This window comes from Actinomyces oris (genome assembly GCF_001553935.1).
In the GTDB taxonomy this organism is placed as follows: Bacteria; Actinomycetota; Actinomycetes; order Actinomycetales; family Actinomycetaceae; genus Actinomyces; species Actinomyces oris_A.
On record NZ_CP014232.1, the window covers coordinates 1,622,406 to 1,635,034 of the forward strand.

The 12,629-nt window shown below is 66.3% G+C and carries 12 protein-coding genes; 4 read left to right on the top strand and 8 right to left on the bottom strand.

What is annotated here, in order from left to right; all coding sequences use genetic code 11:
- Window positions 1–31 precede the first annotated feature (31 nt).
- From AXE84_RS06635 to AXE84_RS06645, 3 genes are all read right to left on the bottom strand, one after another.
- Window positions 32–565 carry a DUF4242 domain-containing protein gene (locus AXE84_RS06635; RefSeq protein ID WP_010613904.1) on the bottom strand — a complete coding sequence of 178 codons (534 nt, stop codon included), beginning with the start codon at window positions 563–565 and terminating at the stop codon, window positions 32–34.
- Between the two features lie 154 nt (window positions 566–719).
- Window positions 720–1,043 carry a helix-turn-helix domain-containing protein gene (locus AXE84_RS06640; protein ID WP_010613905.1) on the bottom strand — a complete coding sequence of 108 codons (324 nt, stop codon included), beginning with the start codon at window positions 1,041–1,043 and terminating at the stop codon, window positions 720–722.
- Window positions 1,040–1,399 (bottom strand): type II toxin-antitoxin system RelE/ParE family toxin, encoded by a 360-nt coding sequence (locus tag AXE84_RS06645; protein ID WP_314195518.1) that lies wholly within the window; start codon window positions 1,397–1,399, stop codon window positions 1,040–1,042. The genes AXE84_RS06640 and AXE84_RS06645 overlap by 4 nt, the downstream gene beginning before the upstream one ends.
- Window positions 1,400–1,546: 147 nt before the next feature.
- Between AXE84_RS06645 and ilvA the strand changes: the two genes are divergently transcribed.
- The 4 genes from ilvA to AXE84_RS06665 all read left to right on the top strand — a co-directional run bounded on the left by ilvA (window position 1,547) and on the right by AXE84_RS06665 (window position 7,120).
- Window positions 1,547–3,112 (top strand): threonine ammonia-lyase, biosynthetic, encoded by a 1,566-nt coding sequence (gene ilvA / locus AXE84_RS06650; RefSeq protein ID WP_060957299.1) that lies wholly within the window; start codon window positions 1,547–1,549, stop codon window positions 3,110–3,112.
- Window positions 3,113–3,322: 210 nt separating this feature from the next.
- Window positions 3,323–3,877 carry an NADPH-dependent FMN reductase gene (locus AXE84_RS06655; RefSeq protein ID WP_060957300.1) on the top strand — a complete coding sequence of 185 codons (555 nt, stop codon included), beginning with the start codon at window positions 3,323–3,325 and terminating at the stop codon, window positions 3,875–3,877.
- A gap of 144 nt (window positions 3,878–4,021) precedes the next feature.
- On the top strand, window positions 4,022–6,025 hold the full coding sequence (locus AXE84_RS06660; protein WP_060957301.1) for an ABC-ATPase domain-containing protein: 2,004 nt from the start codon (window positions 4,022–4,024) through the stop codon (window positions 6,023–6,025).
- A gap of 144 nt (window positions 6,026–6,169) precedes the next feature.
- Window positions 6,170–7,120 carry a hypothetical protein gene (locus AXE84_RS06665; protein WP_060957302.1) on the top strand — a complete coding sequence of 317 codons (951 nt, stop codon included), beginning with the start codon at window positions 6,170–6,172 and terminating at the stop codon, window positions 7,118–7,120.
- A 113-nt stretch (window positions 7,121–7,233) separates the two neighbouring features.
- On the opposite strand, the gene AXE84_RS06670 is transcribed toward AXE84_RS06665, so the two are convergent.
- The 5 genes from AXE84_RS06670 to trhA form a co-directional block, all read right to left on the bottom strand.
- Window positions 7,234–7,962 carry a hypothetical protein gene (locus tag AXE84_RS06670; RefSeq protein ID WP_060957303.1) on the bottom strand — a complete coding sequence of 243 codons (729 nt, stop codon included), beginning with the start codon at window positions 7,960–7,962 and terminating at the stop codon, window positions 7,234–7,236.
- A gap of 152 nt (window positions 7,963–8,114) precedes the next feature.
- Window positions 8,115–8,831, bottom strand: a complete 717-nt coding sequence (msrA, locus tag AXE84_RS06675; RefSeq protein WP_060957304.1) for a peptide-methionine (S)-S-oxide reductase MsrA — start codon at window positions 8,829–8,831, stop codon at window positions 8,115–8,117.
- 393 nt (window positions 8,832–9,224) lie between these two features.
- The gene (locus AXE84_RS12895; protein WP_150116260.1) at window positions 9,225–10,631 is read right to left on the bottom strand and encodes a hypothetical protein; all 1,407 of its coding nucleotides are present in this window, start codon (window positions 10,629–10,631) and stop codon (window positions 9,225–9,227) included.
- Between the two features lie 229 nt (window positions 10,632–10,860).
- Window positions 10,861–11,346 (bottom strand): GreA/GreB family elongation factor, encoded by a 486-nt coding sequence (locus AXE84_RS06680; RefSeq protein ID WP_003787454.1) that lies wholly within the window; start codon window positions 11,344–11,346, stop codon window positions 10,861–10,863.
- A 335-nt stretch (window positions 11,347–11,681) separates the two neighbouring features.
- A complete protein-coding gene (gene trhA / locus AXE84_RS06685) occupies window positions 11,682–12,392 on the bottom strand; it encodes a PAQR family membrane homeostasis protein TrhA (RefSeq protein ID WP_060957305.1) in 711 nt (236 codons plus the stop codon).
- Window positions 12,393–12,629 lie beyond the last annotated feature (237 nt).

Below are 12,629 nucleotides of genomic sequence, written 5' to 3' on the forward strand. Positions count from 1 at the left end.
TTGGCGCCCGCCTCATCGGTGGACCGGTGCCTCAGCCCTCCAGGGCGTGGAGGCGGTCGATCGGGGTGGAGACGGCCTCGCGGGCGCGCACCACGGCCTCCTCATCGGGGGCGTCGTAGAAGCACAGGCACTTGACCGTGTCCTCACGCACGTAGGTGCGCAGGAAGCTCACCTCCGGCACCTGGGCGTACTTGGGGGAGTTGGCCTTCTTGCGCGCCAGGTAGGTCTCCATGGAGATCTCCTCGGGGATGTCCCACTCCACGAGGTAGTCGGCCTTGCGGGCCAGGGCTCGCACGTCCTCCAGCTCGGCGCCCACGAGGCGGACCTCGTCGGGGCCGGTGACCTCGGCGTCGGCCGCAGCGGACCGGACGGCCTCGGTCAGGCCGGTGACGTCGTCGGAGTCGAGCTCGACGATGGTGAAGATGCGTTCGTGACTGGCGGTGACCTGCGACTCCAGGACGGAGGCGCCGGCGGCCTCAACGGCCTGGGAGACCTGCGCGATGAGGGCCTCGGCGGCCTCGCGTGACGGGGTGGTGGGGACGAGCTCGAAGAGCTGGAGCGACATGGCGGCTCCTTTCCGTAGGGTGTGCGTACCAACCTTGCGGTCCGTCCGAATTATTCCCGCCGGCTCCGGTGAACTGAGGACGTGCTCGCTCTGCGGACACATCGTACGGCGCAGTATCGTGAGACCCGATGAGGAGGTGGGGGCATGACGTGTATTAGGCGGCGACGTGAATCCCGAGAGTTCCGCCGAGGGCGTGAGCGATACGTGCGAGCATGACGCCACCGGGTGCTTGAGCGCCGTTTTCAATCGCTGAGATGACGGACTGACGTGTTCCTGCGCGTCGGGCCAGTTCTGTCTGGGAGATTCCTGCGGCCGCACGCGCGTTGTAAACCAGCTCGGCAAGTTGGAGGCGGGCCTCGGTCTCGATGGCAGCCCGGTTGTACTCGGCTCGCTCGGCCTCGGTCATGGCGGCCAGCGACTCCTGCCTGAGCTGCTCCCACGAGGTGGTGACGGTGGAGCTGTTCGCGGCGGTGCTCATGATCTTCTCCCGTTCTTCTCTTCAGCGTGCCGACTGGCCTCGTGAGCGGCTTGCGCTCGCCTGGCGCGCAGGACCTCGGTTCGCTCGTTCTGACGTTGCTTGCGGAACGTTGTGAGAGTGACGACTCGGCGGTCCGGGTCGAACACGTACGTGATTCGGCGGTTGACGTTCTCGCAGGGGAACCGCAGTTCATGTAGCCCGTCGCCGAGTGGTCGGGAGTGTGGCATACGGAGCATATTGCCCTGCAGGGCAAGCCGTTCGAGGACCCGGTCTATCGAGGCCTTGCCGGTGGGAGTCAGTCCCGCGTACCAGATGCGCACCTCCTCGGAGAACTCAATCGACCACCTCACACTCACGCCATGACTATATCATCGGGAGGATATCCTCTCTAGAGGATGTCTGTTCTGGCGGTGACACTGCCTCGGAGATGCCAAGGCATCGCAATCAGCGCGCGCCACCGCCGGCTTGAGCCGGGCGGCGCCTGGCCCGTTACGCTGTCACTCGTGAATGAGCTCGACAGCGTCAGCAGCAACGGAACTCCGGCCTGGGACAGCGCCCGCTACCTGCGGGAGATCCTCAAGGCCCCCGTCTACGAGGCGGCCGAGCACACGCCCCTGCAGGAGATGCCGGCCCTGTCGGCCCGCCTGGGCAACACCGTCGAGGTCAAGCGCGAGGACCTCCAGACCGTCCACTCCTTCAAGATCCGCGGCGCCTACAACGCCATGCGCTCCCTGAGCCCGGCCGAGCGCGAGCGCGGCGTCGTCACCGCCTCGGCCGGCAACCACGCCCAGGGCGTGGCTCGCTCCGCCGCCCTGCTGGGGATGAGCGCCATCATCGTCATGCCCACCGTCACCCCTCAGATCAAGGTTGACGCCGTTCGGGCCCTGGGTGGCGAGGTCCGCCTCCACGGGGACAACTTCGATGTGGCCAAGGCTGAGGCCACCCGCCTGGCCGAGGCCGAGGGCCTGTCCTACATCGCCCCCTTTGACGACCCCCGCGTCATTGCCGGCCAAGGCACCATCGGTCTGGAGCTCATCCAGCAGGACGCCCACCTCGACCGCGTCTTCGTGCCCGTGGGCGGCGGCGGGCTGGCGGCCGGCGTCGCCGTCCTCATCAAGCAGCTCATGCCCGGGATCAAGGTCATCGGCGTCGAGCACGAGGAGTCGGCCTGCCTCAAGGCCGCCCTGCTGGGCGGGGAGCCCATCACCCTGCACCACGTGGGCCTGTTCGCCGAAGGGGTGGCCGTGCGCCGCATCGGCGAGGAGACCTTCCGCATGTGCCGGGCCCTGCTTGACGACGTCGTCACCGTCTCCTCCGACGAGACCTCCGCCGCCGTGCGTGACATCTTCGACGACGTGCGCGCCATCTCCGAGCCCTCCGGCGCCCTGGCCCTGGCGGGACTCAAGCGCTACGTCGCCGAGCACCACCTGTCCGGCGAGCGCCTCGCCTTCATCCTGTCCGGCGCCAACCTCAACTTCCACCAGCTGCGCTACATCTCCGAGCGCAGCGAGATCGGTGAGCAGCGCGAGGCCATCCTCGGGGTCACCATCCCCGAGGAGCAGGGCTCCTTCCTACGCTTCGCCTCGGTCCTGGGGGCCCGCTCGGTCACCGAGTTCAACTACCGCCTCTCCGCGGCCCGCACCGAGACCGACCCCGCCCGCATCTTCGTGGGTGTGCGTATCGCCCAGCGCCAGGAGCGCGCCGAGATCGTGGCGGACCTGGAGGAGGCCGGCTACGACGTCATCGACCTCACCGACGACGAGCTCGCCAAGGTCCACGTGCGCTCCATGATCGGCGGGCGCGCCACCCCGGGAGTGCCCGAGCGCCTCTTCTCCTTCCTCTTTCCCGAGTCGCCCGGAGCGCTGGCTCACTTCCTTGAGGTGCTGGGGACCCGCTGGAACATCACCCTGTTCCACTACCGCACTGACGGCGCCGACTACGGCCGCATCCTGTGCGCCTTCGCGGCCGGGCCCGACGACGTCGAGCTGACCGAGCACATGGACCGCCTCGGCTACTCCTACAACGAGGAGACCGCCGACCCTGCCTTCCGTTTCTTCCTGGCGCGATAATCCGGGACAAATTCGAGCCTCATCCGCCTTCTTCGGAAAGACACACAAGGGTGGAGTGTGTTGTGGCAGGTATCATGCAATAGGGGGTCGCTCTTTCTGTTGGAACTCCCATAAGGTTATTGCTAAATCATTTGTCGCGGCCGGGTGCGCCAAAGGAGTCTTCGCCTGACGCCGAACCCGACCCGGCTCATCCCGACCAGGAGAAAAAGCATGACCCGTCTTGCCGTCGTCGTCGGTTCCGTTCGCCCCAACCGCGTGGGTGGCTCCATCGCTCAGTGGGTGGTCGACCAGGCCAACAAGATCGAGGGCGTTGAGGCTGAGATCGTCGACATCGCCTCCTTCAGCCTGCCCCTGTTCGCCGAGGAGATCCCCCCGCGCATGGCCGTCCCCAGCGACCCGGCCGGCGCCGCCTTCGATGAGGCCCTGAAGTCCTTCGACTCGCTGATCTTCGTCACCCCCGAGTACAACTTCTCCATCCCCGGCGCGCTGAAGAACGCCATCGACTTCCTTCAGCCCGGCGCCGTGGCCAACAAGGGCGTGGGCGTGGTCGGCTACTCCTACAGCGTCGGCATCCGCGCTGTCAGCCACCTTCAGCAGATCCTCCAGGGGATGGGTGCCGCTGTTGTGGCCTCCAACGTGTTCCTGTCGCTCAACACCGACTTCGCCGACGGCGTCTTCTCGCCGGCCGCCTTCCACGACGCCGAGGTCCCGGCCATGGTGCGCGACGTCGTCGCCCACTCCGACGCCCTGGCCTCCCTGCGCTGAGGACTCCGAGCTCGGCCGTTCGGCTGAGCCGGAGGACGCCAGTCCATCACGTCGCCGTCGGTGGCACCCGCGGGTGCCCCGGCGGCGACGTCGTTCGTGCCAGGGGTGCCGGGACGCGCTTCGGCGGGTGGGTAGGGTTTCCCCATGACTGAGCGCAGCGAGCGAGGCGGTTCCCGCCGGTACGACAGGGGCGGATACGGCGAGCGCGGTGACCGGGGAGGCTCTGGTGGCGACCGCGGTTATCGAGGTGACCGCGGTTATCGGGGCGGCTCGGGCTACCGAGGAGGCTCGGGAGGCGGTCGTGGAGGAGACCGGGGTTACCGGGGCGGCTCCGGCGGTGATCGCGGAGGAGACCGCGGCTACCGGGATGGCGAGCGCGGCCGCTCGCGCCGCGTCTATGACGACGAGCCCCGCGACGGCCTCCTGGCAGATCTCGTCGGCCATCTCCACGCCCTGGACGGACGCTCCTACGCCGCCTACAAGGCGATCGTCGGACGCTACCGGGCGCCCGCCGGCTGGTTCCTGCACATTGACCGCGTCCAGTCCGACCCCTACGCCCCGCCCACGCGCATCCACGTGGACGTGCCCACTGACCTGCACGGCCTGGAGCTGCTCGACGAGGCCGACCTGCTGACCAATGCGGACCGGCGCCTGGCCGTGGGCGACTTCCTCACCCGCGAGCTGCACGCGGGCTTCCGCGGCACGGCGCTGTCCATCGCCTCCCCGGGACAGGAGATCCTGCAGCGCTCCAGCATCATCCTGCGCCCCGAGGAGAAGAAGGAGGGGACCGGCTGGGTGCTGGAGGTCCGCGCCCGCCTGGCCCTGCCCGCCCAGGGTCGCTCCATCCAGGGCCACGAGGCCTCCCGGATCGTGGGGCGCGACCTCGTGCGCGAGCTGGAGGAGGCCATGGACCTCACCGGCGAGCGGGGCGACCGGCTCGTGCGCCACGTCGCCACCCTTGAGGACCACCGGGCCCTGACCGCGACGGTGGCCCGCAACGGCTGGGTGGCCTTCCTCGCCGACGGCTCCGTCCTGCCGCGCCGTTCCGGGGTGAGCGACGATCCCCTGGACGGCGGTGTTCCCCTCCAGGCCCCCGAGTCCATGGCCGCCACGGTAGAGCTCCCGCACGCCGGGACAGTGCGCGGCACCGTCGTCGAGGCGGGCGTCAACGTCATCGTCGGAGGCGGCTACCACGGCAAGTCCACGCTGTTGAGCGCCATCGAGCGCGGCGTCTACCCACACGTGCCCGGGGACGGGCGCGAGCTCGTCGCCACGGTCCCCGACGCCGTCAAGGTGCGGGCCGCCGACGGGCGCGCCGTGACCGGCGTCGACCTGACACCCTTCATCTCCCACCTGCCGGCCGGGCGCGACACCGCCTCCTTCACCACTCGCAACGCCTCGGGATCCACCTCCCAGGCTGCTTCCATCGTCGAGGCCGTCGAGGCCGGCGCCACGACGCTGCTGCTGGACGAGGACACCTCCGCCACGAACCTGCTCATCCGCGACTCGCGCATGCGCGCGCTCGTGGCCGCCGAGCGCGAGCCCATCACGCCTCTGGTGGACCGCATCACCGCGTTGTTCCGCCGGAGGGGCGTCTCCACGGTCATGGTCATGGGCGGCTCCGGGGACTACCTGGACGTGGCCGACCGGGTCCTGCTCATGGACGCCTACCACCTGTGCGACGTCACCGAGCAGGCCCGCCGTGTCGTGGCTGACCAGCCCCGGCCCCTGACCGGGCTGGAGGACTTCGCCGAGCCCCGGCAGCGCGTCCCCGAGCCCGCCCCGCCGCGCACCCGCCGGGGGCCGGTGCGCACCCGCGCCCACGGCACCTCCACCCTCGTCCTGGACCGGGAGGACATCGACATCTCCGACGTCGGCGGCGTCACCGACCCGGGTCAGGCCGAGGCCATCGCCTACGCCCTGCGCGCCCTGCTGGAGCAGCGCTTCGACGGGGTCTCCCCACTGCGCGAGTGCCTGGACGACCTCGAGGCCCTGCTTGATGAGGAGGGCCTGGACGCCCTGACCGACGAGCGCGAGCGGCCCGCCTTCCTCGTGCGCCCCCGCATGGTCGACGTCGCCGCGGCCGTCAGCCGCTACCGCAAGCTCGAGCTGGCCTCCCTCCCACACACTTCGACCGAATCTTCATAATCGACCCGGAGCCGCGTCGATTCTGAAGATTCGGTCGAAGTGATCGGCGATCCCGGTGTCCACAACGGCACCGTCGGCCCGCTGTTTCCTCAGGGCGGTGGGCGCGCCGAGTGAGGGCCGGGGCGTTGCGGGCAGCATGGGGGCATGACCGCCGCGATCTCCTCCCCGCCCCTGTCCGACGCCGAGGCCCTGCGCCCGCTGATGTGGAACGAGACCGGTCTCGACGGCGTCGCGTGCGCGCGCCCGGACCTCAGCCACGACTGGCTGCGGGTCGCCGCCGGCGTCTACGCGCCCCGCGCGGCCTGGCAGGAGGCCGCGTGGATGGAGCGCTACGAGCTGCTGCTCGAGGCGGCGCACCGGAAGTACGGCGAGGACCTGGTGCTGGCGGGCGCCTCCGCCGTCGCCGCCTACGGGCTGCCACTGGTGGGGACGGTCCTGCGCCGGGTGGAGGTCGTGGACGGGCACCCTGGCCGGGTACGGACCTCCTTACTGAGGCGCCACGTGCGGCGCCGTGGCACTGAGGTCGTCAGAGTGGGCGAGCATCTCGCCGTCGCGCTGCCGGACGCGCTCATTGACCTGGCTCGGTGGAACGGCCTCATGGCGGGAGTCGCCGCCATGGACGCGGCCCTGCACAACGGACTGTGCTCCGCGGAGGCCCTGGAGGAGGCGCTGGAGCGTCTGCCCGAGACGGCAGGTGGCGGCCCTCGTGCGCGGCAGGCTGTGCGCCTGGCCGACGGCCGCTCCGAGTCGCCGGGCGAGTCGATGTCCCGCGTGCGCATGTGGGAGCACCGGCTTCCCAAGCCGGAGCTGCAGGTCAGTGTGCGGGTCGGGTCGGAGCTCTACATCCTGGACTTCTACCGGCCGGATCATGGGGTGGCCGGCGAGTTCGACGGTCGGGTCAAGTACCGGTCGGCCTCCTTCGGGCAGGACCCGGAGGATGTCGTGTGGCGTGAGAAGCTCCGGGAGGACGCGCTGCGGGCCTCGGGCCTGACGGCGGCCCGCTGGACATGGGCGCAGGCCTGGGGCGACGCCGGGGCGCAGATGCTGCGACGACTGGCCGCTGCCGGGGTCAGGCCCACTGGCCGACGTTGGTAAATCCTCCCACACTTCGACCAAAACTTCAGAATCAACCCGGAGCCGCGTCGATTCTGAAGATTCGGTCGAAGTGAGTGGGTCAGTGGGGGCTGGCGGGGGCTGCGCGGCTCGCGCTAAGCGGCAGAGCCGGCCCGGTACTCGGCGCGGTACTCGCTGGTGCGGGTGTGGATGAGACGGGGGATGGAGATGGTCTTGTCGAAGCTGCCGTCGCGGTAGCCGGCCTGGAGGTTGAACAGCACCATGAGCCGCAGCGCCATGGGGTTGCTCGTGCGAGCCACACGACGCAGCGTCGAGACGGGCATCTTGCGCAGGATGCCCGCGATCTTGCCAGCGTCACGCCAGTTGGCACGCACCGCTGGAACGTTGAGACGGTTGAGGGCCTCGACCTCGCGCAGGAAGAAGTCGGCGCCCTCCCTCTCTGCCGCGCGCCACCAGCCGGCGCGGTAGGTGGCCTCGAGCTGCTTAACGGCGTCACACAGGGCGTCGTAGTCGACGCCGACGACCTCGGTGCGCAGCTCCTCGGCCCGGATCCGCTCCAGAGCGGCGTGCGCCAGCGGCAGGATGGCGCGGGCGACGGCGTCGACGGCGTTGTTGCGGGTGAGGCGGTCCGTTTCCGGCAGGGGCTTGCCGTCGCGGGGCAGGTGCGCGTCGACCTCCTCCAGGTGCGCGATGGAGGTGCGCAGGTCGCTGGTGAGGCGGGCGGTGGAGCGCGGAACCCCCATGGCGATGAGCAGCTCGGTTGCGGCGCGCCACTGGAAGTCTGTGTCCTCAGACCAGTGGGTCTCCGGCTCTGCCCCCGCTGGAGGCCGGTCCAACGGGGTGCTCGTCTGCTGGCTGCTCATCGGGGTTGAGCCTCCTGTCGTGCGCAGGGAAACAGGTCTGGGCGTGGCGGGCGCTCACAGCTGGGAGTGCTGGCCGGCGACCGAGGGACAGCATCTCAACGCAACGTGTGAGAAGGCTGATGATTGACCCGTCAATGGCTGAGGTCGTGCCCTCAGGCCGGTGCGTCGTCGGGGGCCAGGATGTCGGTCTGGGCGGGCAGGTCCGTGATGCCGACCGGGCAGGTGACCCCGTTGGGGCCGTGGTTGCAGTAGCCGCCGGGGTTCTTGTGCAGGTAGGCCTGGTGGTAGTCCTCGGCCAGGTAGTAGGGGCCGCCGAACTGAGCCGGCGCGTCCGCGGCGTCCTCAATGGTGGTGACGCAGGTTCCCAGGCCTAGGCGGGTCAGCTCGCCCTGGAAGGCCTCGCGGATCCGCACGGCCGCCTCACGCTGGGCCGGCGTCGTCGTCCACACCGCCGAGCGGTACTGGGTGCCGACGTCGTTGCCGTGACGGTTCAGGTGCGTGGAGTCGTGGTTCTCCCAGAAGGTCTTGAGCAGGGTCTCCCCGCCTTCGCCGCAGACAGCAGGGTCGTAGACGACGCGTACCGTCTCGGCGTGACCGGTCGTCCCGGTGCACACCTCCTGGTACGTGGGGTTGGGCGTCTGGCCGCCCATGTAGCCCACCGACGACGAGATGACGCCGTCCTGGCGCCACAGGATCCGCTCCACGCCCCAGAAGCAGCCGGCCGCCAGGTAGATGGTCCGACTGCCCTCGGGCCACGGCCCGTCCAGGGCAGTCCCCAGCACCGGGTGGTCTCCGGGGGCGGGCAGGACCGGCGTCTCGCGGCCGGCCGGCGCCGATCCGCTGAGCGAGTGACGAAGGGCGTTGAACATGAGGACACGCTACTGCGTCCGGCCCCTATTCCCGCCCGCGCTTCACTGACCGCGAGGAGCGGCTGGGGTGGAGGTACGGGTGCGGGTGTCAGTCAGGCGCTCGGTGACGACTCCGGCCCGCAGCTGTTCAGCCCCGGCTGAGTGAAGGGACCTTTCTAGCAATCCAGAGCGTATTTGAATTCAGTAAACATACCTTTCTATGAAGTTAATAACTATAATTAGTGACCTGGACCACAACCTGTAGACCCCGTTGTTGTGTTTGGTTCTGCTTCAAAATTTTGATCAACATTACAAATATTTACTTTAGGATTATTTTTCTGAGCGTCTTTGACTGAAGATTATTCGATCCGATTCAATGGAGGTGGTTAATACTATGGTCGGGATCATTTTACTCTACTTATTGTTTGAGTTCTTCTGCTGCAACTTCCCACTTCCCTGTTGTGGGGCTTCGAGGGTAAGTGGGTTTACTTGCCGATCGAATCTTCTAGCCGATATCTTGGTCCCCTTTATTGCCTTGGATCTGCCGGCTCTCTTCGGGTTTTGGTACGACTTTCTTTCTTCGGCTTGGGTTCTACTGCGTTGAGTGGACCTACGTCTATCCTTTTTAGTGATAGTGATGTCGGTGCTTGACTTCGCATTGGTCGATAAATTGACGTAGATAAGTCCAGAAGGGAGAATGGTGGCCCTATCGGTGCTGGCTTCGACGCTTTGCCTGACCTCGCTGATATCTAGGTTCTTCAAGATATCCCATGCTTTTCGGGCAACTTTTTCCCTCCTTCCTTTGTTGACTAAAGGTTTTCTTACTTCCTCTTTGATCAAACTGTAAATTTCTTCTGGTACTCCAAAATAGTCTCCCGTTCTGGGATCTACGGCGATGTGAAGTAACTTCGAGAATCTACTCCTTTTTTCTTTGGGTGACGTTGAGATCATCTGAACGAAGGGCCACAATTGAGCAATAAGCAACAGGCCTGCAAACTCGTCATTGTCGTCAGTCTGACCGTTGTCGCTCCTGGCGATGTCGTCAGTCTGATCACTGTCGCTCCTGGCGATGCTAGTATGTCTAGTGCGTCCCTTGCCGTACTCTGGTGGTTCTGGTGGGCGGGTAGGAGAAACTGCTTCTAAATGGTTCTTCCATGAGGGGAACTGAGGTGTTTTGGAGCCCTTCTTGTTTGTGCCTATTTTGAAATAGGATACTGATATAATTTCCTGGGCCCCTCTGGAAATTTTTTGAATTTCTTCAGGTATGCTTGAGAATTGCTTTCTCGCTTCGCTTATGGCTTCACCAATATCACTGCCACTTCGCCCTTTTGCTTCGAGGATGAATTTTGCTCCCTGTAGTCCGTTAGGGTGTTCTGTGTATGCCAGCAGGTCTGGTCTTTTTCTTTTGGGGGTTGATCTTCTATTCTTGCCGAGTTTTTCTTCGTATATAAGAGCATAGACCGCGTCTAGGTGGACGGTGACCTTCGCGTTAAGTAGTCTCGTTGCCATCATGGAGCATTGTGCCATGCCGAGATTGTAGCTAATAGCAGATTTTTCACTGTTGTCAAGAAAATCGAAGTAGTGATTCCTTTGAAACTCCTTGTTTTCGTCTAGGTCTTCTAGTCCATTTTGGGTGAGACACTTACGTAGTTCCAAATTTTTGTCGGGCCGTTTTAGGTGCGGGACGTTGAGGGCAGAGTATATGCTGGCGTCTCCGACACACATAGCGTGAGTGAGTACTTCATCTGCTGAAAAATCTTCGTAACCCTCTTTTTTCAGGGTGTCTTCAAATTTATCAGTGGTGTAGTATAGGCGAGGCATTCGAGATCGACCTTTAATTTTAGGTGATAATTTTAAATGTGGTGGAGCGGTGTGTTTCTGTTTGGAGGCTGGTTATAGCTCTGGTGGTGTCAGGGGTTCTGTGGCCTTGATCTGAGCATGGCTAGTTTCGGCACTCATTCCTGTCTGAGACGTTGACCCCAGGAACGAAAGCGCTACTGGGGTCAACTTTGTAATACCTAGGGGTTGTTCGGTGCTGACCGGTCTAAACTCAGACCCGCTCGACCTTGACGATCTCGGCCTGGATCTTCCGGCCGTTGGGGGCCTCATAGGAGACAGTGTCGCCCGCGCGGTGCCCCATGAGAGCCTGCCCCAGCGGGGCGTCGGGGGAGAAGACCTTGACGCCGTCGGGCACGTCCTCGGTGATCTCCTGGCCGCCCAGGGCGAAGACCTGCTCCTTGCCGGCCACCTTCGCGGTGACGATGGTGCCGGCCGAGACTGAGCCGTCGTCGGCCGCCTCGCCGATCTGGGCGTTTTCCAGGGTCTCCTCCAGCTGGATGATGCGCGCCTCGTTGAGCCCCGCCTCCTCGCGGGCGGCGTGGTAGCCGGCGTTCTCTCGCAGGTCACCCTCCTGGCGGGCCGCCTCCACGCGCTGGGCGATCTCCTTGCGCTCGGTCGTCTTGCGGTGCTCGAGCTCGGCGGCCAGCCGGTCGTAGGCCTCCTGGGTGAGCCAGGTGCCCTGTGACTGCTCGGACATGGGTCCTCCTTGGATGACTGGTGATGGTCGCTCGGCAGCCGGTCGGTCACCTTGCGACGACGACACCCGGCGGCTCCTCGTGGGGCCGACCGGGGTTGAAGCGCGAGTCTACGCCGCAGCCTGAGGGAATGCTGTGCGGTTGGCGAAAGGTGCTGGAATACTCCGGGGCTGGGGTTGGGCGGCGAGGCGGGCGAATCCGTGCTGGCCCGCCTGATCGACGTCGTCGCAGGGGTTGGGGGAGGGAGGCGGACAAAGCAGCCGGCTCGACGGCGTGGCGGGCCGCCCGCCGGGTCCAGCAGCCTTCGTGGCCGGCCTCCCGCAGCCCGCCGTCCCCGTTAGCGCAGAACCGCCAGGAAGCAGGCCACGCACTGGCAGGCCCACGCGGCCACGGTGCACACGTGGAAGATCTCGTGGAAGCCGAACCAGTGCGGCAAGGGGTCGGGAGTCTTGCGGGCGTAGACGATGGCGCCCAGCGTGTAGGTCACGCCGCCGGCCACCAGCAACCACACGATCGCGGGGCCGCCCGCCTGCCAGAACTGAGGCAGGAACCAGACTGCCACCCAGCCCAGAATGATGTAGAGGGCGGTGGTGAACCAGCGCGGGGCGTGCATCCACAGCAGGTTCGTGGCCGTGCCGATCGCCGCCCCCGCCCACACGATCCCCAGGACCAGGGTGGCCGTGCGCGTCGGCAGCAGCGCCGCCGACAGGGGCGTGTAGGTGCCGGCGATGAGCAGGTAGATGTTCGCGTGGTCGATCCGCCGCAGGGTGGCCGCGACCTTCGCCGGCCAGTGCCCGGTGCCGATGTGGTAGACGCCGGAGTTGGCGAACAGCAGCAGCGAGCAGGTCAGGTAGACGGCGCAGGCCCATTTCAGGCCCGCTCCCGGGGCCAGGACCGTCAGTACGATGCAGGCCGCCAGGGCCAGCGGCGCGGTACCGGCGTGGATCCATCCGCGCAGCCTGGGCTTGACGGAGGCGATGACGCCCTTGGCGCTCGTGGACGCGGCGCGGCGCGCGGCCGGCGACGTCGAGGGCGATGTCGGTGACATGGGCGTGAGTGTCCTTCTGGGTGGTGTGGGGTGGGGTGGGAACGGGTTGATGCTGAACCTTACGACTCCGTAGGTTACGTGAGCGTAGGTTGCGGTGGTAGCCATCCCTGCGGCGATGTGACGCGGCAGGCATGGTGGTCTGTGGCGGCAGGTTCCGCGGTCGCCGTCGCCAGAGCCGGTGCGGCCCGGCCCCCTGGCATGCCTCTGTTGTGCCCCGGCAACCCTGGGTGAACCTGA